Below are 22551 nucleotides of genomic sequence, written 5' to 3'. Positions count from 1 at the left end.
CTATCCCATTCGTTTGGATGCCGTCATGATCTTATAGAGCAGGTTGCCGAACCAGCGGGCAAACAGGTTGAAGACAAGCACGAGGATCACGAGCACCGCCGATGCGCCGGCGGCAATTTCCGCCGCGTCGGGCGCAATGCCCTCACTGTTGATTTTCCAGATATGCACGGCCAGCGTCTCCGCAGGACGGAACGGATTGATCGGCGACGTCGGGCTCAGCGGGTTCCAGTTGGTAAAATCAAGGCGCGGCGTGGACATCCCTGCGGTGAACAGGAGCGCCGCCGCTTCCCCGAATACACGTCCTGCCGCCAGAACCGTACCGGTCACGATGCTCGGAAGGGCGACGGGAAACAGCACGGACGTGATGATTTTCCATTTCGATAAACCGAGCGCAAGTCCCGCTTCCTTCTGCTCCTTCGGTACGCTGCGGAACGCCTGCTCCGTAATGCGGACCATGAGCGGCAGATTAAAGATCGTCAGCACCAGCGCGCCTGAGAAGAGCGAAAAACCAAAGCCGAACGTGTTGACGATCAAGAGCAGACCGAACAAGCCGACGACGATGGACGGAAACGAGGACAGCACCTCGACGACGAGGCGGATTGCTCCGGTAATCTTGCCTGGCTTGGCGTACTCGGCCATATAGATGCCGGCACCCAGGCCCAGCGGAATTGTAATGATAAGCGTCAGCACCAGCAGGAACAAGGAGTTAAACAGCTGCGGACCGATGCCGCCGCCCTCCCGGATCGTTTGGGGCACTGAAGTAAGGAAGTGCCAGCTGATGTGGCTGAGTCCCCGGTACAGAATAAATCCAAGCAGTCCGAGCAGAACCGCCACGATTAATAAGGAAAACACCACAATAATGGCTGTTGCAATTTTGTCAGCGGCTTTAGCTTTCAAATCCGATTTCTCCTTTCGAGCAGGCGAACGATAACGACGAAGATAAAGGTCATGAACATGAGTGCGAGCGCCATACTCCACAGCGCGTTACTGTGCGCGGTGCCCATGACGGTGTTGCCCATATCCAGCGTAATGACGCTGGTCAGCGTTGAGGCGGATTCGAACAGCGACCGCGGAATATGCGGCGCATTCCCGATGACCATCTGTACCGCCAGCGCTTCCCCGAAGGCGCGGGCCATGCCGAGGACCACCCCGGTCAGAATAGAAGGAAGCACGGTTGGCAGAATAACTCTGTAGATGGTTTGCCAGCGTGTTGCGCCGAGTGCGTACGAGGACTCCTTGAGGCCCCGCGGCAGCGAGGACAGGGCGTCGGTACCGATACTCGTAATCGTCGGCAGGATCATGACCGACAGCACGATCGAGCCCGCGGCGATCCCGATCCCCTGACCGGGAAACATGTCGCGCAGGGCGGGAACGATGACCGTCAGGCCGACAAATCCGTATACGACGGACGGAATTCCGGCAAGCAGCTCAATGACCGGCTGCAGCAGCTTTTTGCCCCAGCCCGGTACGATTTCCGTCATGAACAGCGATGCGCAGATGCTGAGCGGGCTGGCGATGACCGCTGCCAGAATCGACGTCGCGAATGAGCCGAAAATAAACGGCATGACGCCGAACTGCGGCTCGCCATGGTTGCCGTCCGGATCCCATTTGGAGCCGAACAGAAACTCGCTGAAGCTGACGCCGTCTTTGAAGAAAGTCGCCAGTCCTTTGGAAGCGACAAAATAAACGATGGACAAAATAATGACGATCAGCAGAATCGCGCAAATCGTCGTATAGCTGCGTCCCGCGAAATCTTCCATATGATGTTTTTTAAACCGTCCGGGACGGGGATTGTCAGCGATGCCTACAGGCCTTTCATCTATAGCTTTCATCGTTGTCCTTCTTTCTAAAGTGAAAATAGAGGCAGAAGTTGGTCTCTCCGCCTCTTGTCGTACATATTCAGTGTTTCATGAGAGCTCAAGGAACCTGATGTTATTTCGTGATGTTGCCGTCCTTGTCGCGTTTCACTTCCATTTTGGAAGCCGGAATGTATCCGAGCTCAACCACGTCGCCGTTTTGCACGGCATCCGAAGTCATGTAGTCCAGGAACGCCTTCACTTCCGGAGCAGGCTCACCTTTGGTGTACATGTGCTCGTAAGCCCATACTGGGTATTTACCGGAGGCTACGTTCTCTTCCGTTGCTTCCACACCGTCATATTTCAGAGTTTTCACTTTGTCGTCCAGGTAGGACAGAGCGAGGTATCCGATGGCACCAGGCGTTTCGGAAATGATCTTTTTCACTGTACCGGAAGAATCTTCTTGGATCGAACCTTGCAGGTCTTCCGTCTTCGTTCCGAGTGCATATTTTTCAAACGTTGCGCGGGTACCGGAGCTTGCAGGACGGTTGACAATTACGATCTTTTCATCCTTGCCGCCAACGTCTTTCCAGTTCGTCACTTTACCTGTGAAAATATCAACCAGCTGCTGCTTCGTCAGACTGTCTACGCCTGCGTCAGGATTCGTTACAGCCGCCATGGCTACAACAGCCACTTGATGGTCAACGAGTTCTTTGGCTTTGTCTGCATCCAGCTTTTCTTCAGCAAATACGTCGGAGTTGCCGATGTTGGCTTGACCGCCGGAAACTTGAGTCAGGCCGGTGCCGCTGCCGCCGCCTTGCACTTGAACTTGGATTTTAGAGTATTGGGATTCACCCATGAACTTTTGTGCGACTTGCTCGACGAGCGGTTGGAGCGCCGTGGAGCCTACAGCCAGAACGGATCCGCTAAGCGTTTCCTCTGCAGCCGGTTTATCTTCAGTTGCGGTTCCCGAACCCGTAGTGCTGCCGCTATCCGACGCGTTTTTGCTGCCGCAGGCAGCCAGCATAAGTACCAGGACCAACGTACAAAACATAAGTAACGGTTTTTTGAATTTCATAATCTAATGTTTCCCCCCATTTTGGTTTGCCGTGTAACTCTATGAAGTTTACCGACAAGTTCATTGTAGTTCTCTATCATTTTGTAAAATGATGCGTTTTGTAAAAAGAAAGATAAATATCAGAATATAATCTTTATGAGTCCATAGATTAATTCTATAATGAAGAGGAATCGGACGTGACCGAGGGGGAATCATCGTTGAATTTGTTAAAATTGCAAATCCTTGTTTATATTGAAAAATACAAGAAGGTAACCGACGTAGCCAAAGAGCTGGATATGAAACAGCCGACCGTTACCTTTCATATGAAAAGCTTAGAGGAAGAGCTGGGCATCGCCCTCTTCGAGTCCAGGCGGGGCCGCATCCTCTTAACCGACGCCGGCAAGGCGCTGTACCCCTACGCCGTCAAAATGACGGGACTGGCCGCTGAAGCGCGGAAGGCCGTGCAGGACTACGCCGATTTGGGCAAAGGCATTCTTCATATCGGCGCCGACAGCCTGATGGGGACGATTCACCTGCCCAGGCTCGTCAACCGGTTCTGCCGGCAGTATCCCGGCATCCAGATCGAGCTGACCGTTCAGCCCAGCCGGACCGTTCAGGAGCTGCACTACAACCATGAGGTGGACCTTGCCTTTTATTATTCGCAGGACGTTGCGGCTGCGGGCATCAAGGAAGACCTGCTGCTGGAAGATGAGCTTGTCGTCATTTTTGCGCCGGGACACCCTTTCTCCAGCCTGAAATCGCTGAGCGACCAGCTGGTCGCCCAACACTTCTTCATCCAGCATGCCGAAGGCTCTTTTATGCGGGACTTCACCCGGACCTACGCGATCGAGAGTGGAATCCATTTGTGGGAACGCATGATCATCAATTCGCCGGAGTCGGTCAAGCACACGGTAGAGGACGGGGATTTCATCTCCTTCTTCCCCTTGTCCGGCATCGCAAGCGAGCTCGCCGCCGGAAGTCTCCAATACTTGCCCGCCCCCGGTCCCGCAGGCAAATCGGTCAAGGCCTATATGGCCTATCACGCCGATCAGCCCTATTCGCCGCTCAGGGAGCAGTTCAAGCAGTTCGTCAAACAGCAAATCACCAAGCAGGATATGAAGCCCTGATTCCGCGGAATCGGGGCTTTTTTTGGCTCCGCCCCCTATGATCGTCCCGCATACTAACACTGTTTCGACCTCGTTTACCCCACGAAAAACGGACAACCCAGCTAAAAAAACACTTTACAATTCTCCCCATCTGTTTTAGCCTATACTCAATAAAGTTTCCTTAGGTAAAAACTTTTATATATGTGCATTAATTTGTCCCAAGGGAAACTTATGTCAAAGTTTTCATAATCCAAAGGAGGTTTATGCTATGCTCCCCCGTCACCGCGACCCTTCGGTGTCCGTCGACAGCCTATTCGTCTCCTATCACGGCAAGGATGCCCTTCGCGGCGTCAGTTTTACGCTGCTTCCCGGCAGTATGACCGGTATTATCGGACCCAACGGGGCCGGTAAATCCACGCTGATGAAGTCGCTCCTTGAGCTGATTCCGCGGGACCACGGCGAGGTCCGCATCCTCGGCGGCAGCGTCAAGGAAGCCCGGACCCGCATCGCCTATGTTCCGCAGCGCAGCGAAATTGACATGACGTTCCCGATTACGGTAATCGATACCGTCCTGCTCGGCACCTACCCGAAGCTCGGCCTGCTCAAGAGGCCGCGGCGGCAGCATAAAGAGCTGGCCTACCACTGCCTGGAGAAGGTCGGCATGGAGGATTTCGGCTCCCGGCAGATCGGCGAGCTGTCCGGCGGGCAGCAGCAGCGCGTATTTCTCGCCCGGGCGCTCGCCCAGGAGGCGGAGCTGTTCTGCCTGGATGAGCCCTTCGTCGGCGTAGACGCCGCCAGCGAGGAGACGATCGTCGCCATTTTGAAAGAGCTGCGGGATCAGAACCGCACGGTGCTCGTGGTCCATCACGATTTGAGCAAGGCGGAAGCGTATTTCGACGGGCTTGTGCTGCTTAACGGCGAGCTGGTGAAGGCAGGTCCGGCCCGCGAAGTCTGCCGTCCGGACATTCTCAGCCAGGCCTATGCGGCGCAGCTGACCTTTCTCGAAAAGAACGGAGTGGGTGTGTAATGGAATTTCTGAGCGGAATCCTGGAATACGGCTTTTTGCAAAAAGCGCTGCTGACCTCGGTCATGGTCGGAATGATCTGCGGCATTATCGGCTGCTTCATCATTCTGCGTGGCATGGCGCTCATGGGGGACGCCATTTCCCATGCGGTCCTGCCCGGCGTCGCCCTGTCCTACATGCTGGGCATCAACTTCTTTTTCGGCGCCGTGGTGACGGGCGTGCTGACGGCGCTCGGCATCGGATACGTCAGCCAAAACAGCCGGATCAAGAACGACTCGGCTATCGGCATCGTGTTTACGTCCTTTTTCGCTGTCGGCATCATCCTGATTACCTTTGCGAAAAGCTCGACCGACCTGTACCACATCCTGTTCGGCAACGTGCTTGCGGTCCGCGCCTCCGATATGTGGATCACGCTGATCATCGGCATCGTGATCGCCGCGGTCGTCTACCTGTTCTACAAAGAGCTGCTGGTCAGCTCGTTCGATCCGGTTATGTCCGCGGCATATGGGCTGCCTGGGCGGCTTATCCATTACCTGCTGATGACCCTGCTCACCCTCGTGACCGTCGCCTCTCTGCAGACCGTCGGCATCATCCTCGTCGTCGCCATGCTCATCACCCCGGCCTCCACTGCTTATCTGCTGACCAACCGGCTGTGGGTGATGATTTATCTGGCTGCCGGCTTCGGCGCGTTATCAGCCGTGGTGGGGCTGTATTTCAGCGTCAAATACAATCTGGCCTCCGGTGCAGCCATCGTGCTCGCGTCAGCTATCTGGTTCATGCTGGCATTGGCCTTTTCACCAAAACAGGGCGTCCTGTGGCGGCATTTCCGTTCCCGGCGCAAAAAGGCGGCTCTGAAAGGACTTTGACGCCGTCTGCCCGGAAGGCAGCAGGGTTCGCGCCGCAATGATTCTTTTTAAATAGGAGGGAATCTGTATGAAACATAAAAGGAAGGTTTGGCTCGGAGCCGTACTTATGCTGGTCCTTGCACTTGCCGCCGGCTGCTCCGGTCAAACCGGGAACAAAGCCGGCCCTTCCGGGGAGAAGCCGGTCGTGCTGACCACGTATTCGATCCTCTACGATATCGTGAAGCAGATTGCTGGGGACCGCGTAGAGCTGTATTCGATCGTGCCGGTCGGCACGGACCCCCATGAATATGATCCGCTGCCTGCAGATCTCAAGCATGCCAGCGATGCCGATGTCATTTTCTATAACGGGCTTAATCTGGAGACGGGGAACGGCTGGTTCGCCAAACTGCTGGAGACGTCGGGAAAAGCGGGGGATGACGCCCCTGTCTATGCACTGAGCGAAGGCGTGGAGCCGATGTACCTGACCTCCGCCGGCAAGGAATCCGAGCAGGATCCGCATGCCTGGCTGAGCATTGAGAACGGGATCCGTTATGCAGAGAACGCCCTAGCGGCTCTGACGAAAGCGGACCCGGCCAACCGTGAATATTATGAGCAGAATGCCGGGAACTATATCGAGGAATTGAAGAAGCTGCACGATGATGCCGTGACACGCTTTGCCGACATCCCGGAGGAACGCCGGGTTCTCGTTACAAGCGAAGGGGCTTTTAAATATTTTTCTGCAGCTTACGGGCTGAAAGCCCAATACATCTGGGAGATCAATACGGAAAACCAGGGCACCCCTGAGCAGATGAAACGGATTATTGATATCGTGAAGGCGGAGCAGGTGCCTGCATTGTTTGTGGAGACCAGCGTGGATCCGCGCAGTATGGAGAGCGTCTCCAAGGAGACCGGGGTTCGGATATTCGGCAAGGTGTTCACCGATTCCACCGGCAAGCCCGGGGAAGAGGGAGACAGCTACCTCGCCATGATGAAATGGAACCTCGATACGATTCATGCCGGATTGACGAAGTAACGGGTCCCGCCGCCTTTTTCCACACAGCATCTCCCCTTCTCACCGATGGAATGATCCTGTCTCTTCCTATATATAATAGAGTGATGACATCCTTCTTCATCAATCATCGGCCCGGTTCGGGAGGCTATGCCCAGCCGGGTCCACCCCCTCTTTCGCATCCCGGGCGATTCTTGCAATTCCCTGGGCCCTGTGCTTAAATTGCAATAGTGTAATAGTTACTATTAACTTCATTGTCCCGCGTATGGCCCGGCTTAGCACAGGTGTCCAAGCCTTGTGTTTGCTGTGGCCTGATGGCGTTTTTGATAAGGGGTAATCCATGATGCTGAAGAGGGAACGCGGGCGGCCCGCCGGCAGGATAACCTGCGGATGACAGACCGTACGCTGCTAATTCCTATACGCCCTTGAATGGGCTTGGCGATCTGTGTGGAAATTACGAAAGGGGCGTCGATTGATTTTGCATAACCGTTTTTCATGGAGAGCGCTGATAGGTAAACCTTTTATCTTCTTCTCCATTGTCTTGATTTTAAAAATGCTTTTGGTCTGGACGGTCGTGTTCAGGGAAAATGCCGGAGGCTTCGGCATGATGCTGCTGACGGGCATACCGCCCGTATGGCTGCTCTTCTGCCTGATCGAAACGCTGGCCTACCGCAAGAAGCTGGTCACCTACCTGATCGTGGACCTGGTTCTGACCATTATTTATTTTGCCGTCATTATGTACTATAAGTATTTCGGAGTTATCGTTACTTATCATGAACTTCGCCAAGTAAACCAGGTATCCGAGGTCAACAGCAGCGTCTTTTCGCTCATGGATCCGTATTACTTGTTCATTTTCACCGATATCGTCGTGCTGTTCATCCTTATCTGTTCCAGCCGGCGGTTCCGCGCCTTTGGCCGCAGCTTGTCCGTCCGAACGGGCCGCCCGTGGTTTGCTGGTGGAGCCGTCCTGGCACTGATCGCCTGTGCCGCGTGCATTTTTCCGTTCCGGAGCGGGATGAACGAATTCCAGCAGGCCCGGGATATGGGGATTCTCAACTATGAAGCGTATGTCGGCTTTGCCCCTTCCAAGAACATCAAGGTCGACGCCAAGTCGGTCACGCCTGAGGCGGTTGCCCAGGTGAAAGGAACGACCGAGCCGGCGCAGCCGGCATACTGGGGTGCCGCCAAGGGCAAAAACGTCATCGTCATTCAGCTCGAAGCGTTCCAGAATTTCCTCGTCAACCTGAAGATCGACGGCAAGGAAATTACCCCGAACATGAACAAGCTGGTCAAAGATCATATGTATTTCCCGCATTTCTTCCAGCAGGTCGGTCAGGGAAATACGGCGGATGCCGAATTCGTCGTGAACACCTCCCTCTACGTTCCGTCCAACGGGGCTGCTTCCGAGGTGTATGCGGACAAAGCGCTGCCGAGCGCGCCCAAAACGTTTGCCGCGAGCGGCTATCAGACGGCGACGTTCCATACGAACAGCGTCGTGTTCTGGAACCGGGATCAGCTGTATAAAGCGCTCGGTTGGGAAAAATATTACGACGACAAGTTTTTCGGCAAAAATGACCTCGTTTCGTTCGGTTCATCGGACGAGCTGCTATATGCCAAGACGGCCGACGAGCTGGCACGGATGCAAGGAACCGGCAAGCCGTTCTACGTGCAGGTCATTTCCATGTCGGGCCATCACCCGTTCCGCATCCCGGAGCGCAAGTTCAAGATGGAGCTTCCCGACCGTTATAAGGGAACCCTTGTCGGGGATTATATTCAGTCCCAGAATTATGCCGACTACGCCCTCGGCCAGTTCGTGGATAAGCTGAAGAAAAACGGCGTCTGGGACAACAGCGTCATCGTCCTGTACGGCGATCATCAGGGACTTCCGATATATTCCCTCAATAACAAAGAGAAAAAGCTGATGAAGGAAATTTACGGACGGGAGTACACCCTCCCCGATATGATGAACATCCCGCTCGTCCTCTCCGTGCCGAACCAAAAAGCCCAGACGCTGGAGCAGGTCGGCGGGCAGTCGGATATTTTCCCGACGCTGGCCAATCTGATTGGCGTCTCGCTGAAGAACCAGGTGCACTTCGGCCAGGATCTGCTCAACCAGAACAGCCCCGTGCTGCCGCAGCGGTATTACCTCCCGTCGGGCTCGTTTATTTCGGCTAATGGAGCGTTCGTACCGGGCTCCGGTTACGCCGACGGGGTGACCTATCCGCTGAACGGAGGCAAGGTCACCAAGCCGCTGGATTCGAAGGAAACGTACGAGCGGGCGCACAAGCTGATCAGCATGTCGGATGCTTATGTGGCGGCGCTGCCGGAGTGGAAGGATCAGGAGAAGGAGCATGCCAACACGGATGCGAATACGGATTCGAATACGGATGCAAACACGGGGGCGACTTCTCCTCCGGCCGGATCCGGAGCAGGGACTTCCCCGGCAGATGATCAAACGAGCAGCACGAAACCAGCCGATGCCAAGACAGATGGGACCAAACCGGCAGATGCCAAAGCTAGCAGCACTCCAACAGATACCCAGGCTGGCAATACACCAGCGGGCAGCAAACCAAGCAATACCACCCCTGCGAATGATTCGGAAAAGCCGTCCAAGCCGGGCGATGCTGCAGGCAAATAAAACTTACGCTTTAGAAACCAAACAAGACCGGAAGGAATCTTTGCGATTCCCCCGGTCTTTTCATTTGCTGGCAGCACAGGATCATTTTGCCCAATCGTTAAACGAATTGTGAATTTTTCTTTTACCCCCTTTACAAAATGTAAAATCGGAGTAAATTTTATAGTATAAGCTTTCTCTTAACGAGACGTGGCTCAGCTTGGTAGAGCGCTTGCTTCGGGAGCAAGAGGTCGCAGGTTCAAATCCTGTCGTCTCGATCCTTTATACAATCAACGGTTGCGGGGTGTCTGACCGCAGCTTTTTTGTGTTCAAAAACAACAGATGTCTACATTCGGCCTCATTTTCGTGGTAAGCCCCTCTCCCCTTTATTCCTTCGCAAAATGTAATCTCCTCAACGTACGATAACCCTATGTTTTCTACTGTACTAAACTCTCCATATCGGGCTGCAATTTGTTCCGCAAAACATACAGCATAATGGCCCCAACCAGGAACGCGACGGCATCCGCGATGACGAGCGACCAGACTACCCCGTGGAAGCCGTTCATTCGATTGGCGATATAGAGCACAGGAATCAGCGTAACTCCTTGAATAATGGACATAATAAACGCAGCGGTTCCTTGTGCGGTCGCTTGGAAGATCCCCGTAAACAACGTGGTCATACCTGTAATGAACAAGGATAAGAACGTCACATGCAGGATATAGCTGCCCATTTCGATTAACTGCGGGTCATTCGTAAATAAACCAATCAAGTGGTCGGAAATCAAATAGACGATGATGCCAAACGCGACGGCTAACGCTACAATCGTTTTGATCGTAAATCCGATCGTTTGCTTCATACGCAATTTATTCGCTGTAAAAGAGAAGGCAATCAATGGCACGACTCCCTCACATAAACCCATCAGAATAAACTCGGGAAACTGCAATAAGCGCGATGAAATTCCGTAAGCTGCAACGGCCGGATCTCCATATTCTACAAGAAAACGATTAAAGATGAGCGACATGGCCCCCAAAAAGATACTCATGATAAAAACGGGCACTCCAATTTTGATGACATTGCTCAAAATCTCTTTGGACGCCTTAAACCATTTAACGGAGATCGTTAAAAATGAGCTCTTGTATCCCATATGGTAGGCGTAGAATACGCTGGCGACCAGGTTGGAAACGACCGTAGCAGACGCAACGCCGATCACGTCCCAATGAAAAGCGAAGATGACCAGCGCATCGAGAATAATATTCACGACAACACTCAGAATCATCCCCATCATCGACGTCATTGCCGCACCCTCCGAGCGTACGATATTTTCCAGTGTAAAAAATAAGATGACGAATGGTGAACCAATAAGCATCATCGTCACATAGTCCTTCGTAAAGACGAAGGAGTCGGGCGTTGCCCCCAATCCATGGACAATGGGATCAATCAGCGGGATACCTACGGCCATCACGATAAGACCAATAACTAAACTGCTGTAAAAGGCGAATGATGACACATGCTTGACATCATCAAACTTTTTCTCCCCCAGTAAACGGGAAATGAAGGTACCGCCGCCGATGCCAATCAAGTTGCCCAGTGCCATAATGATGGCGAACAACGGCAAGGTTAACGCGAGAGCGGTTAACATCGCCGTATTGTGGAGTGTGCCCAGGAAATAGGCATTCAATATGGAATAGATGACACTCATTGACGTGCCCAGCATCATCGGTACGGCGAAATGAGCTACGGCTTTGGCGACCGGTGCCTTTTCAAAGTAATAAAGATTTTCTGTATCCATGCGGGTCCCTGCTTTCTTTATTGATTTAGGTCAACCGTTTAACAGTGCAGATGTCATCTTACAGTGTTAGTTTGAACCTTACAGTGTTAGATGATATCATGGACTTATGAACATGTAAAGCATAAACTTACACTGTTAGGTAAAAGGATGGATTCCCGATGAAAAAACAGCAGCCTCAGATTTCGGAGGATCGGATTTTGGAAGCCTCATGGGAGCTTCTTGGCGAGGAAGGTATCGAAAAGTTCAGCATGAGACGATTGGCCGACCGGCTGGGGATTCAGGCTCCCTCGATATACTGGTACTTCAAGAGCAAACAAAATCTCTACCAGCGTCTGGCCAACCAGGTATCGAAAATCATTCTGGAGGAGTACCACGCCGAGGGGGACTGGAAGGAGCAGCTGAAGGGGCTGGCGGTAACGGTGCGAAGCGTGCTCGGCCGGTATCCCTGCTCCACGCAGCTTATGATGTTGACGCTGCCCCACGAACCGGACATCATCCGGTTCACCAACCGGATGCTGCTCTGCGTGGAATCGACGCCGCTCGAGCAGGAGCAGAAAATGCAAGTGGTTCTTACGCTTATGAATTATATTTTCAACTTCGTTCTGGACGATTATGAGCACCAGCGCAATGTCTCCGCGATTGTTAAGGAGCATGGAGAAGGAGCGCTTCCGGGTGAGGAGATGATTCGTCTTCTGGACTCCATGAGCGAGACGGATGCCGGACTGTTCCGGAGGATGTTCAAGAACGGGCTGTTCGAGCTGATGGGGACAGACAAGGCGTTCGAGTTTGGACTGAAGCTGATTCTGCTCGGGATCGAGCAGGTGATCCAGGAGCAGGAGAAATAGAATGCAACGTGAACCGCCCATCCGGTTATCGGATGGGCGGTTCACTAGGGTTACCTTTTACATGGCAGAGACGGCTTTCTCAGGAGGGATTCTCCTGAAGGGAGTTATCTTTTTTACTATGAATCACCCTGCCTCTGTACAGGGTAACGATGGCTGAAACTATAGCCAGGATAACAAACAGACCTCCGATCCAGGCATTGGCCGTAACCTCATAACGGCTGATCACCACGCCGCCGATGGCAGATCCCGCAGCTACGCCGAGATGCAGCGAGGAGGTATTCAGGGAGAGTTGGATGTCCGCCGACTTTGGTGCAAGCCGCACCAAATAGCTTTGAATAGCCGGACTTGGCGCCATGTTAAACGCACACCAGACGATGACGACGGGCAGCAAGCGCAGCATGGAGGCAGCTGCCCAGGGCAGAAGCAGGATCGCCATGGCGTGGAGCAGCAGCGTGACGATCATTGTCCGGGCCGCCCCAAAGCGGTCGGCCGCCCACCCTCCAATCCATCCCCCTGCAATGCCGGCGAGCCCATAAACCAGCAAGACGAAGCTGATTTGACCGGGAGACAGGTTCAACATGGTCTGTAAAAACGGCGTGATATAGGCATAGATCGTAAACTGGCCCGTCATTTGCAGAATGGAGACGAGATGGGCGAACACAATTTTAGAATTTCCCAACGTACGCAGCTGTTCCCGCATCGGAAGCTTAGGCGGGGACACCGCTTGGGGCAGAAATTTCATGATGCATATCGTCACAATGAACGAAAGTACACCAATAAAAGCAAAGGTTGCCCGCCAGCCCCAAGCCTCGCCGATCAATGTCCCCAGCGGAACGCCGAGCACGAGGGCGCCGCTGATTCCCATAAAGATCATTCCAATGGCACGCCCTTTTGCTTCAGGTGTCACAATCCCCGAAGCCAGGGTGATCGACAGAACGACAACAATGGAGCAGCTTGCCGCCAGAATAACCCTGGATAGCAGCAGCATCGTAAAATTCGGACTTAACATAGACATGATATTTCCAGCCGTAAACACCAGCATGGCGATGACCAGCAGCCTTCGGCGCTCAACCTTCGTAGTTAAAGCGATCAAGACGGGGGATCCTAAGGCGAAAACCAGAGAATACACCGAAACCAGTTGGCCGGCCACACCGACGGAAACGCGAAGGTCCCGGGCGATCATATCCAAAATCCCGGCAATGACCAGTTCAACGGAGCCTACTGTAAAGGCAGCCAGCGCCAGAATGAAAATGCGCTTATCCATTCCTCTTCCTCTCCTTTCTTTCAACCTGATTATGAACCAGCTGAAAAAAGCAGAGGTAGTCTAAAAATCGCAAATGATTGCCTGATTCTCTCAAAACGATTCATCGCTGGACCCAACAGGGTTTATAATGGACATAGATAAGGAGGGGAAAACAATTCATGCGGGATTTATCCAACCACGCCAATTCCCTGGTTTCGTATCAAAAGGAATTGTCCCTATTGATGGAAAAACATACGGACGGAGACGGCATTCACGAGACGCTCATTCCTTCCCTTTCCCTGATTCGCAGTTCGAAAACGACGTTCCCTTCGTTTTCGGTCCATGAACCGGAGCTGTGCATCGTCACCCAAGGTTCGAAGGTGGTCATGCTTGCAGACGAGAGCTTTACGTATGGGCCGTCCAGCTATCTGGTTATCTCCCTGGATTTGCCCGTCTCCGCACAGATTATTGAAGCATCGCCTGATGTGCCTTATTTGTGCTTCAGGCTTAAACTAAACCTAAAAGATGCTTTGGACTTAGTAAACGAGGCTAATCCGGTATCCCGGAAGAAGCTCCGTTCGAAACGGGGGTTATTCGTAGAACAATCGACTGCTCCTCTCTTGGACGCGGCTGTCAGGCTTACACGCCTGCTCGATAACCCGGAGGATATACCGATACTGGCACCGCTCATCGTTCGTGAAATCTTATATCGGGTTTTGCAGGGAGAGCAAGGAGACGTATTAAGGCAAATGGCCTTGAGGGGAAGCAGCTCGAACCGGATTGCCGTGGTGGTAGAGCAGCTGAAGCGGGAATACATGGAGCCGCTGCGGATCGATGAGCTGGCGGCCGCTGCCCATATGGCCCCCTCCTCCCTGCACCGTCATTTTAAGGAGGTCACGGCCATGAGCCCGCTGCAGTACCAAAAGCAGCTGCGGCTGCAGGAGGCCCGCCGTCTCTTGTTATCCGAATCTGCCGATGCAGCGGATGTTGCTTTTCGAGTCGGTTACGAAAGTCCGTCCCAATTCAGCCGCGAATACGCCCGGCTTTTCGGCCTTCCGCCGATCAGCGACATCACGCGGCTTCGGGAGCAGTTAGGCCGGGTGCCCTGATCCAAAAGCCCCCGGCTCAGTCTGTAATCACAATCCTGAAGAGAATAAAAAAAACGCCTATCGGCGTAAATAAACATAAAAATAGGATCATGCATTGCCTTTCAGCAATCACATGATCCTATCAACGATGCGGTCGAGAGGACTCGAACCTCCACGGGGGGTTAGCCCACACGGACCTGAACCGTGCGCGTCTGCCAATTCCGCCACGACCGCATATTCAGTTGGTCACGTTCGAAATGTTTTTTTCTTAGCGACAAGATAGATCTTACCATGGATCCATTATCATCGTCAAGCGTTTCGCCAAACTTTTTTTATAAAGTTGAAAAGCGGAGTTCCGGGACGAATCTGCCGGGTGATTCCCCGGTGTCCTTCGTTCCAAAACTCCGCCGTGTTCCGTTACCTTCTGACCGTTTTCCCTGCCTCAAGGGTCAGCTCTTCCCCCTTGTGGCGGATCTGCAGCGGTTCCCCCTCCAGGAGTCCGTATCCCGTTCCTTCCGCGTCGACAAGCACCTCCAGAAGCCGGCCCTGGTTCATGATCCGGAAGCGGTAGCTGTCCCACTGCCCCGGCAGCGCCGGCGCAAATTCCAGCATGCCGTCTACCAGGCGCATGCCCGCAAACCCGTATACGATGGACATCCAGGACCCGGCCATGGCCGCCGTATGCAGCCCGTCCTTGGCATTCCGGTTGATGTCATCCAGATCCATGCGCACCGTCCGGTCGAAATAAGCATACGCTTCTTCGAGTTCGCCGATCTCGGCCGAGACGATGCTGTGAATGCACGGCGACAGTGAGGAATCATGCGTCGTCAAAGGCTCATAGTAGCGGTAGTTCCGGATCTTCTCCTCCATCGTGAACCGTTCGCCGAGCAGGAAAAGCGCCAGCACCAGATCGGCCTGCTTCAGCACCTGGTGGCGGTAGATGACGAGCGGATGAAAATGCAGGAGCAGCGGGTACTTGTCGGCCGGCGTGTTCTGAAAATCCCATTTGGCCTTCGTCAGGAACGTATCGTCCTGCGCATAGATGCCGAGTTCGGCATCATACGGCACGAACATGTTCTCCGCTGCCCTGCCCCAAAGCGCGATTTCCTCGTCCGTCAGGCCGATCGCCGCCCGCAGGCGCTGATCTTCCGCCGGATGTGATTCCGCCAGCCAGCCGGCTACCTGCACCGCGTAGCGCAGCTGATCCTGCACCATAAGGTTCGTATAGGCGTTATTGTTGACGATGGCCGTATACTCGTCAGGTCCGGTCACGCCGTCGATGCAGAACCTTCCGTCGCGGGCGGGGTTGAAGTGTCCAAGGTCCACCCAGAACCTCGACGTCTCAAACAATATTTCGGCGCCCTCATTCAGCAGGAAATCGGAATCTCCGGTGGCGGACACATACTGCTTGATCCCGTAGGCAATGTCCGCGTTGATGTGAGCCTGGGCCGTACCGGCGGGATAATACGACGAGTTCTCTTCCCCGTCGATGGTCCGCCAAGGGAACAAAGCACCCTTCTGCGACATGACCCGGGCCCGTTCGCGGGCTTTGTCCAGCGTGGCGTAGCGGAAATGCAGCAGCGCCCTGGCAATATCCGGCCGGGTATAGGTGAAGAACGGCAGCATGTACATTTCCGTATCCCAGAAGTAATGGCCCTCATATCCTTCGCCTGTGAGACCCTTGGCGCCGATATTGGTCACGCCGTCCCGGCCGACGGACTGCAGCAGCTGAAACGCATTGAAGCGGATGCCCTGCTGCAGTGCAGGGTCGCCGGCGATTTCCACGTCGGCGGTTTTCCAGAACTGTTCGAGAAAAGACTGCTGCTCTTGGGCAAGCACCTCGAACCCCGACTGCCGAGCCATCCGCTGAACCTCTTCAGCACGGACAAGCAGCTCCCCTTCGGCATAATCCTTGGACGTATGGTACGTGACGTATTTGGTGAGGGCTGCGCTCTCCCCCTGCCGGAGTGAAACGGTAAATTCGGATGCCGCATACTCGTTCTCCGACCACGCCGAAGTCTGGGAGGGCTGACTCGTCTGCAGATCATGGCTCATGGCCGTCAGGAGAACGAATCCCGAATGCCGCGTACGCTGTCTCATCCAGGTCAGCTCTCCGTCACGGCCCGCATCTTCGAGCAGCAAGCTCGGCTCAGCCTTGACGGCGCCCAGACGGGGATCGCCGTTGTTGTTCTGCGATGCGATCTTACCGTCCAGCGCGGAGATCAGGCTGATGGCCCCGCTGAAATTAAGGGCGGTGACTTCATAATGGATCGCCGCCAAATGCTTGTGCTGGAGGGCGGCGAACCGGCGGATCCGGATCCGGGCACGCTGGCCGCCGGGTGCTTCCCACTCGATCTCGCGCGTCAGCATTCCCTTTTTCATGTCCAGCTCCCGCCGGTAGTCGTGGACGACGCCGCTGTTCAGATGGAACAGCTGGCCCTCGATCCGCAGCTCCATCCGCTGCGCGTTGGTCACGTTCAGCATCGCGTGATTCCGCTCCGGATACCCGTACGCCCCTTCCGGATACACGATCGGCTCGGAGTCATAGAACCCGTTCAGATAGTTGCCGGTGACGGAGGTGCCCAACATGCCGTAAAAGCCTTCCTCGAAATTGCCGCGCATGCCGATATATCCGTTGCCGATGGCAAATAGGCTTTCGCTGCGCTGGTTGTTTGCCTCGTCATACGTTTCCTCGGACAGACTCCATGCCTCATAAGGGTACAACGGCTGCGGCCTCACATACGTTTCCATTCTCATCTTCGACTTCAGCTCCTTACGCCGCAAGGGCTTCATTATATGTTCATGTTACCCAGCGGTACCGTTAACCTTTCACCGATCCGCCCATCAGTCCTCTGACGAAGTACTTCTGGAGCAGGAAGAAGATCGCAAGCGGCATCAGCATCGAGATAAAGGCGGCGGACGTCAGCAGGTGCCAGTCGTTGCCGCGGGAGCCGACCAAATCGGCGATTTTCATCGACATGACCTGCACTTCCGGCTGGTTGCCGATAAAGATCAGCGAGACGAGGTAGTCGTTCCATACCCACAGAAACTGGAAGATGCCGATGGAAGCAAGCGCCGGGACCGACAAGGGCAGGATCAGCCGGCTGAAAATCGTGAAGTGGGTAGCTCCGTCCATAAAGGCCGATTCGAACAAGTCCTTTGGCAGCTGGCTGATGAAGTTGTACATAAAGTACGTAACCAGCGGCAGGCCGAACGCCGTATGCGCCAGCCAGATTCCGAGGTAGCTGCCGTTCAGGCCGAGCGAAGTATAATCTTTCAGCACGGGGATGAGCGCCACCTGAATCGGAATGACCAGCATCGCGATAATGACGACGAACAGCGTCTTGCGCCCCGGAAAACGCAGCCAGGCGAAGGCGTAGGCGGCGAAGGATGCGATCAGGACCGGAATGACCGTCGCCGGAACCGCAATCGTCAGCGTGTTCCAGAACGCCTGGGATAAGCCGGTTCCCTTCTCCTTCGACTCGCTGCCGTCGGCATTTTTGATCGTATATTCCTTGCCTGTGATCACGTTTTTATAGTTATCGAGCGTCAGTTTGGACGAGCCGACCCAGCCCTGATCCTGCACGCTGATTTCGCGTGCGCGGCGGTTTTCCCAGGTCAGCCGCTTTCCGTCCTGCATGACGCCGCTCTTGAGCTGGTCGTCCGTATACGTCTGGCCGTTCACTTCGATCGGCCCGCGCAGGTCGACATCCTTGGACAGCTGAATCGTGTCCTTCGTTTTCCATTCCTGGTGAGGGAATACCTTCCACCATCCGGTCTCCAAAATATCCGCAGCCGGACGGAAGGACGAAATCAGCAGCCCCAGCGTCGGCAGCAGCCATACGAAACAGATGATGCCGAGCACGATGTTGACGATCCACTTTTTGCTTCTTCTTTTCTTTTTGCCTGCCATGTCAGAATCCCCCCTGCTTGCGGAACTGGCGCAAATTGATGATGATGACCGGCAGGACGGCGATCAGGAGCACGATGGCCAGCGTTGAGCCGTAGCCGAAGTTCCGGTACATGAAGAACTGCCGATAGAACTGGGTCGCCACCACTTCCGTGCCGTACTGTCCGCCCGTCATGACCATGACCACATCGAAAATTTTCAGGGTGAACACGATGATCGTCGTCGTGACGGTCAGAATCGTCGTCGAAATAAACGGAATGATGATGCGGAAGAAAATGCGGATTTCGCCGGCTCCGTCGACGCGGGAGGCTTCCAGAATATCGTCCGGCACGCCCTTGATGGCCGCCGAGAAGATGACCATGGCGAAGCCCGTCTGCATCCAGATCAGGATAATGATCAGGAAGAAGTTGTTCCACGGCTGGAGCATGCTGACCCAAGCCTGGGGCTCACCGCCGAGCGCCATGACGATGGCGTTCAGGAGGCCGATCTGCTCGTCTCCCGGCTGGTAATAGTACACAAACTTCCAGATGACGCCGGCCGCCACGAAGGAAATGGCCATCGGCATGAAAATGATCGATTTTGCGATCCGCTCATAACTGCTCCGGTCTGCAAGAATGGCAATCAGCAGCCCAAAGGCGACACACGCCAGTGTTCCGACGAAAACCCACAGCAGGTTGTTGCGCAGCGCGGTCGCGAGCAGCCGGTCGCTGAAAATGGCGATATAGTTGCCCAGACCGACGAACTTATCAGAAGACGCATTGAAAAAGCTCAGGTACAGCGTACGCAGCGCCGGCAGCACGAGCAGCCAGCCCAGCACCAGAACCGCCGGCCCGATAAACACATACGGGAGCACGCTGCGGCTGATCCGGTCGGGAAACTTCTCCACCGCCCAGGTAAACGTATAGTAAATCAAGTAAACGCCCAGAACGCCCCATAGAACGGCCAGCACTGCGGTAAGCAGCGGGTTCAGGGACGAATCCCGGAAAAAGACGAAAATTACGCCGTTGACGGCGATATTGGCGATCAGGACGCCCAGAAAGATGAGCAGTGCCTTGATGCTGAATCCCGGTTTCGTTTGCGTATTCATAGGTATCCTCCTAAACAGACGACTTCATGGGTAGATCAAACGCGGGGAGGAAAAAGAGAGGCCGACGGATCGCTAAACCCGATCAGCCTCTTTGGTTGCCCATCCCTGCCTCTCCGCTGCCAAAAAGCTAAGCGGCTGCGGTTAGTTGTTCCAGCCGGCCTGAATTTGCTTCAGCGCCTCATCCAGCGTCGCGGTGCCGCTGACATAGTCGGTCATGCCCTTCCAGAACGTGCCGGCGCCCACTTTGCCCGGCATCAGGTCGGAACCGTCAAAACGGAGGGTCGTCGCATCCTGGACCAGCTTCGCCATGCGGCGGTCGGACTCGGATGTGTACCAGTCGAGCGAAGCGTCGTTCATCGGAGCAATCACGCCGCCGGACTGCACCCACGACTTGATCGATTCGCCGGTCGTGAAGAACTCCATCACCGCACGGACCTCCGGACGGTCGTTGAACATGGCATAGATGTCTCCGGCCACAAGCACCGGTTTGCCGTATTTCGAATCGATCGGCGGCAGGTAGAACCAGTCGTAGTCCTGGTCGACCTTGGCCGTTTCAGGGAAGAAGCTGGTAATAAAGTTGCCTGTCAGGTTGAACCAGGCTTTCGGAGGATTCTCGAACATCGGCTTCGGCGCATCGCCGAAAGCGGTCGTCACGATCGATTTGGTGCCGCCATAGACATAATCCTTGTTCATCCAGATTTTGGACATGAGTTCAAACGCGTTCTTCACTTCAGGCGAGGTGAAAGGCAGCTCGCCTTTGACCCATTTGTCGTAGTTTTCAGGTGTTGTCGTGCGCAGCATAATGTTTTCGATCCAGTCGGTTCCCGGCCAGCCGGTAGCCGCACCGCTCTCGATGCCAATCGTCCATGCCGGGTCTCCGTCCTTGGCGATCTGCTCGGTCAGAGCCATCATTTCATCCCAAGTTTCCGGAACTTTGTAGCCGGCTTCCTCAAACTGCTTTTTCGGATACCAGACCAAGCTCTTCACGTTGCTGCGGTTCCAGATACCGGCCATAATTTTGCCGTCCTTGCCGTCCATCGTCCCCATGTCGAGCCAGCTTTGATTGTAGTTCTTCTTCAGTTTCTCCTGGTCCAGAACTTTGGTCAGATCCACCACTTTGCCGGTCTTGGCGATCGAGGCCAGCAGGCCTGGCTGCGGGAAGTCGGCGATATCCGGCGCGTTGCCGCCGTCCACGCGGACGTTGATGGTCGCCTCGAACTCCTTGGAGCCTTCATATTGAATATCGATGCCCGTTTTATCCTCAAAGTCTTTGATGCTGGACTCGAATTTCTTCTGGTCTGCATCCACAAACGGCCCGAACATCGTCACTTTGGTGCCTTTATATTTGCCCTGAAGCGCCTCCTCCAGCGGCGAACCCGGTGTAGCCGCAGGCTCGGTTGCCGTTGCTGTCGAACCTCCGTTGTTAGACGCCGTACCAGCTGGTTCTGTCGAAGGACCTGCATCCTTGCTGCTTCCGCAGGCGCTCATCACCATTGTAAACGACAGTCCCAGCACCATCAGCAGCGATAGTTTGGGCTTTGATGTTTTTTTCATTTTGGAACATCCCCTTTTCTTCATTTAGAAAACGATTCATGATTCCTGATTCAGGTTACGGATGCCATCACGGGTTCCTAGCTTAGCGGCCGCTCACCCCCTTCACAGAATTGAATTCGGCGCCCTCCTGAAACATCCAGTTCATACAGCATTGAACATATTCGTCAAATACAACGCTTACATGAATCCGGGAGGAAATCTCCTTCTGAAAAGCTTTTCAGTGTCGTGTAAAAAAAAGAGCTATCGACATATCTTCACAGCAGACAGACCGCACTTAGCGAAAGTTTTTCTTGCGAGATCTGGAAGCGGAAGCTCCGAAGCTTTTACTTTCTGATCTCTAAAAAAAGATCTGCTTATCTCTGGCGGGATGACTCCCTTACGATCAGCTTATGCTTCATCATCTCCTTTGGGACCTTCACGCTGCCTGTCGTAAGCAGTTCATGAAGCTTCTCCGCCGCGCGGTATCCGAGCTCGTAAATCGGCTGGGCCACCGTCGTCAGCTTTGGAATGAACATATTCGCCATCCGCAGATTGTCGAACCCGACGACCGACACCTGACCCGGCACGAGAATATTCCGGTCCTTCAGATACGAGATCGTCCCCATGGCGAATTCGTCCGCCACGCAGAATACAGCCGTAATGTCCGGATGGGCGGAAAAAAGCTCGTGCGTCGCATGATAAGCCTGCTCGAACCGGTGTTCCGCGTACGCCACCTTTTCGATGTTGTGGGTAAGCCCGCCTTCCTTCATGGCCCGGACGAAGCCTTCATACCGCGGCGGCCCCGATACCGAGTTCACATGGTTGAAGCCGATCATACCGATTTCCCGGTGGCCCAGCTCAATGAGGAACTTCACGGCCTCATAGGCGGCCTCTTCGTCGTCGACCTCGACGCTCGGAACCTCGAATTCGTCCGAATGCGAGGACAGCAGCACGAACGGGATGCGGCATGCGGTGAGCTTCTCATAGTACTCCGGATACAGGATATCGCTGGCGAAGACGATGCCGTCCACCTGCTTCTCGCGGAAGGCGTCGATGTACGACAGCAGACGGTCCTTGTCGCGGTCGGTGTTGCAGATCATTAAGCTGTATCCAAGCTTGACGCAGGCGTCCTGCATCCCCCGGATGATCCCGGCAAAGTACATGTTCTCGATATCCGGGATGAGGAGCCCAAGGGTGAAGGACTTTCTGTAAATCAGTCCCCTGGCAAAGGCATTCGGCTGATACTGGAGCTTCTCGATCGCTTCGAGCACGCGTGAGCGCTTGGCCTCCACCACCGATTCGGGCGAGTTCATAACCCGCGAGACCGTGCTGATGGAGACACCGGCCATCTTGGCAACATCTCTGATTGTTGGTTTCATGTAGGCAACTTCCTTTTTAAGAAAACCTTTTCAAGGCGATTATAGCAAGGGTATTTCGAGTTGGCAATAACTTTTTTTTAAGCGCTTACATCAACTTTTTATGCCGAAACGTTTTTACTCATTGAAGGTGCCTATAGCTGCATAGGGAAAGGTTCTTCGTCCTCTCAGCAAAAAAAGCCCCATCAGGGCTTTTAGGTACATCGCCAAACGTTTGCGATTTCTTTC

The 22551-nt window shown here is 54.3% G+C and carries 17 protein-coding genes and 2 tRNA genes; 8 read left to right on the top strand and 11 right to left on the bottom strand.

Annotated features, from left to right (window positions below; all coding sequences use genetic code 11):
- The 3 genes from pstA to C7820_RS19580 form a co-directional block, all read right to left on the bottom strand.
- The gene (pstA, locus tag C7820_RS19590; protein WP_076170281.1) at positions 1–897 is read right to left on the bottom strand and encodes a phosphate ABC transporter permease PstA; all 897 of its coding nucleotides are present in this window, start codon (positions 895–897) and stop codon (positions 1–3) included.
- Positions 894–1760: a phosphate ABC transporter permease subunit PstC gene (gene pstC / locus C7820_RS19585; protein WP_260869391.1), complete on the bottom strand. Its 867-nt coding sequence runs from the start codon at positions 1758–1760 to the stop codon at positions 894–896. Before pstC ends, pstA begins: the two co-directional genes overlap by 4 nt.
- A 172-nt stretch (positions 1761–1932) precedes the next feature.
- Complete coding sequence (locus C7820_RS19580; RefSeq protein WP_089546018.1) at positions 1933–2874, bottom strand: phosphate ABC transporter substrate-binding protein PstS family protein; 942 nt, start codon at positions 2872–2874, stop codon at positions 1933–1935.
- A 197-nt stretch (positions 2875–3071) separates the two neighbouring features.
- Between C7820_RS19580 and C7820_RS19575 the strand changes: the two genes are divergently transcribed.
- The 6 genes from C7820_RS19575 to C7820_RS19550 all read left to right on the top strand — a co-directional run bounded on the left by C7820_RS19575 (position 3072) and on the right by C7820_RS19550 (position 9729).
- Complete coding sequence (locus tag C7820_RS19575) at positions 3072–3980, top strand: LysR family transcriptional regulator (RefSeq protein ID WP_181909119.1); 909 nt, start codon at positions 3072–3074, stop codon at positions 3978–3980.
- A gap of 247 nt (positions 3981–4227) precedes the next feature.
- Positions 4228–4986, top strand: coding sequence for a metal ABC transporter ATP-binding protein (locus C7820_RS19570; protein WP_089546015.1), 759 nt, complete (start codon positions 4228–4230; stop codon positions 4984–4986).
- Positions 4986–5849, top strand: coding sequence for a metal ABC transporter permease (locus C7820_RS19565; RefSeq protein WP_076170286.1), 864 nt, complete (start codon positions 4986–4988; stop codon positions 5847–5849). Before C7820_RS19570 ends, C7820_RS19565 begins: the two co-directional genes overlap by 1 nt.
- A gap of 67 nt (positions 5850–5916) precedes the next feature.
- Complete coding sequence (locus C7820_RS19560) at positions 5917–6861, top strand: metal ABC transporter substrate-binding protein (protein ID WP_116232432.1); 945 nt, start codon at positions 5917–5919, stop codon at positions 6859–6861.
- A 580-nt stretch (positions 6862–7441) separates the two neighbouring features.
- The gene (locus C7820_RS19555) at positions 7442–9475 is read left to right on the top strand and encodes an LTA synthase family protein (RefSeq protein WP_309545765.1); all 2034 of its coding nucleotides are present in this window, start codon (positions 7442–7444) and stop codon (positions 9473–9475) included.
- Between the two features lie 180 nt (positions 9476–9655).
- Positions 9656–9729: transfer RNA gene (locus tag C7820_RS19550), tRNA-Pro, on the top strand.
- Between the two features lie 159 nt (positions 9730–9888).
- On the opposite strand, the gene C7820_RS19545 is transcribed toward C7820_RS19550, so the two are convergent.
- Entirely contained in the window at positions 9889–11241 is a 1353-nt protein-coding gene (locus C7820_RS19545; RefSeq protein WP_116232431.1) for an MATE family efflux transporter, read from the bottom strand.
- Positions 11242–11399: 158 nt separating this feature from the next.
- Here C7820_RS19545 and C7820_RS19540 point away from each other — a divergent pair, with 158 nt between their 5' ends.
- Positions 11400–12086 carry a TetR/AcrR family transcriptional regulator gene (locus C7820_RS19540; protein ID WP_116232430.1) on the top strand — a complete coding sequence of 229 codons (687 nt, stop codon included), beginning with the start codon at positions 11400–11402 and terminating at the stop codon, positions 12084–12086.
- A 79-nt stretch (positions 12087–12165) separates the two neighbouring features.
- Here the strand turns inward: C7820_RS19540 and C7820_RS19535 are convergent, their stop codons facing one another.
- Complete coding sequence (locus C7820_RS19535; protein WP_116232429.1) at positions 12166–13350, bottom strand: MFS transporter; 1185 nt, start codon at positions 13348–13350, stop codon at positions 12166–12168.
- A gap of 158 nt (positions 13351–13508) precedes the next feature.
- Between C7820_RS19535 and C7820_RS19530 the strand changes: the two genes are divergently transcribed.
- Positions 13509–14438 (top strand): AraC family transcriptional regulator, encoded by a 930-nt coding sequence (locus tag C7820_RS19530; RefSeq protein ID WP_116232428.1) that lies wholly within the window; start codon positions 13509–13511, stop codon positions 14436–14438.
- 128 nt (positions 14439–14566) lie between these two features.
- On the opposite strand, the gene C7820_RS19525 is transcribed toward C7820_RS19530, so the two are convergent.
- The 6 genes from C7820_RS19525 to C7820_RS19500 all read right to left on the bottom strand — a co-directional run bounded on the left by C7820_RS19525 (position 14567) and on the right by C7820_RS19500 (position 22326).
- A tRNA-Leu gene (locus tag C7820_RS19525) sits at positions 14567–14651 on the bottom strand.
- A gap of 183 nt (positions 14652–14834) precedes the next feature.
- On the bottom strand, positions 14835–17174 hold the full coding sequence (locus C7820_RS19520) for a glycoside hydrolase family 65 protein (protein ID WP_116232427.1): 2340 nt from the start codon (positions 17172–17174) through the stop codon (positions 14835–14837).
- Positions 17175–17238: 64 nt separating this feature from the next.
- Positions 17239–18330, bottom strand: a complete 1092-nt coding sequence (locus C7820_RS19515; RefSeq protein ID WP_089546004.1) for a carbohydrate ABC transporter permease — start codon at positions 18328–18330, stop codon at positions 17239–17241.
- A gap of 1 nt (position 18331) precedes the next feature.
- The gene (locus tag C7820_RS19510) at positions 18332–19414 is read right to left on the bottom strand and encodes a carbohydrate ABC transporter permease (RefSeq protein ID WP_076170294.1); all 1083 of its coding nucleotides are present in this window, start codon (positions 19412–19414) and stop codon (positions 18332–18334) included.
- A gap of 141 nt (positions 19415–19555) precedes the next feature.
- Positions 19556–20968, bottom strand: a complete 1413-nt coding sequence (locus C7820_RS19505) for an ABC transporter substrate-binding protein (protein ID WP_076170295.1) — start codon at positions 20966–20968, stop codon at positions 19556–19558.
- Between the two features lie 353 nt (positions 20969–21321).
- Positions 21322–22326 (bottom strand): LacI family DNA-binding transcriptional regulator, encoded by a 1005-nt coding sequence (locus C7820_RS19500; protein ID WP_116232426.1) that lies wholly within the window; start codon positions 22324–22326, stop codon positions 21322–21324.
- Positions 22327–22551 lie beyond the last annotated feature (225 nt).

This window comes from Paenibacillus sp. VMFN-D1 (genome assembly GCF_003386155.1).
Classification (GTDB): domain Bacteria; phylum Bacillota; class Bacilli; order Paenibacillales; family Paenibacillaceae; genus Paenibacillus_AQ; species Paenibacillus_AQ favisporus.
This window is presented reverse-complemented; position numbering and strand designations above follow the sequence as displayed.

Excerpts from the sequence above, each read along its gene's own strand:
- pstC (WP_260869391.1), bottom strand. The coding sequence starts at position 1,760 with ATGGAAGATTTCGCGGGACGCAGCTATACGACGATTTGCGCGATTCTG.
- C7820_RS19580 (WP_089546018.1), bottom strand. The coding sequence starts at position 2,874 with ATGAAATTCAAAAAACCGTTACTTATGTTTTGTACGTTGGTCCTGGTA.
- C7820_RS19570 (WP_089546015.1), top strand. The coding sequence starts at position 4,228 with ATGCTCCCCCGTCACCGCGACCCTTCGGTGTCCGTCGACAGCCTATTC.
- C7820_RS19565 (WP_076170286.1), top strand. The coding sequence starts at position 4,986 with ATGGAATTTCTGAGCGGAATCCTGGAATACGGCTTTTTGCAAAAAGCG.
- C7820_RS19560 (WP_116232432.1), top strand. The coding sequence starts at position 5,917 with ATGAAACATAAAAGGAAGGTTTGGCTCGGAGCCGTACTTATGCTGGTC.
- C7820_RS19555 (WP_309545765.1), top strand. The coding sequence starts at position 7,442 with ATGATGCTGCTGACGGGCATACCGCCCGTATGGCTGCTCTTCTGCCTG.
- C7820_RS19545 (WP_116232431.1), bottom strand. The coding sequence starts at position 11,241 with ATGGATACAGAAAATCTTTATTACTTTGAAAAGGCACCGGTCGCCAAA.
- C7820_RS19540 (WP_116232430.1), top strand. The coding sequence starts at position 11,400 with ATGAAAAAACAGCAGCCTCAGATTTCGGAGGATCGGATTTTGGAAGCC.
- C7820_RS19535 (WP_116232429.1), bottom strand. The coding sequence starts at position 13,350 with ATGGATAAGCGCATTTTCATTCTGGCGCTGGCTGCCTTTACAGTAGGC.
- C7820_RS19530 (WP_116232428.1), top strand. The coding sequence starts at position 13,509 with ATGCGGGATTTATCCAACCACGCCAATTCCCTGGTTTCGTATCAAAAG.
- C7820_RS19520 (WP_116232427.1), bottom strand. The coding sequence starts at position 17,174 with ATGAGAATGGAAACGTATGTGAGGCCGCAGCCGTTGTACCCTTATGAG.
- C7820_RS19515 (WP_089546004.1), bottom strand. The coding sequence starts at position 18,330 with ATGGCAGGCAAAAAGAAAAGAAGAAGCAAAAAGTGGATCGTCAACATC.
- C7820_RS19510 (WP_076170294.1), bottom strand. The coding sequence starts at position 19,414 with ATGAATACGCAAACGAAACCGGGATTCAGCATCAAGGCACTGCTCATC.
- C7820_RS19505 (WP_076170295.1), bottom strand. The coding sequence starts at position 20,968 with ATGAAAAAAACATCAAAGCCCAAACTATCGCTGCTGATGGTGCTGGGA.
- C7820_RS19500 (WP_116232426.1), bottom strand. The coding sequence starts at position 22,326 with ATGAAACCAACAATCAGAGATGTTGCCAAGATGGCCGGTGTCTCCATC.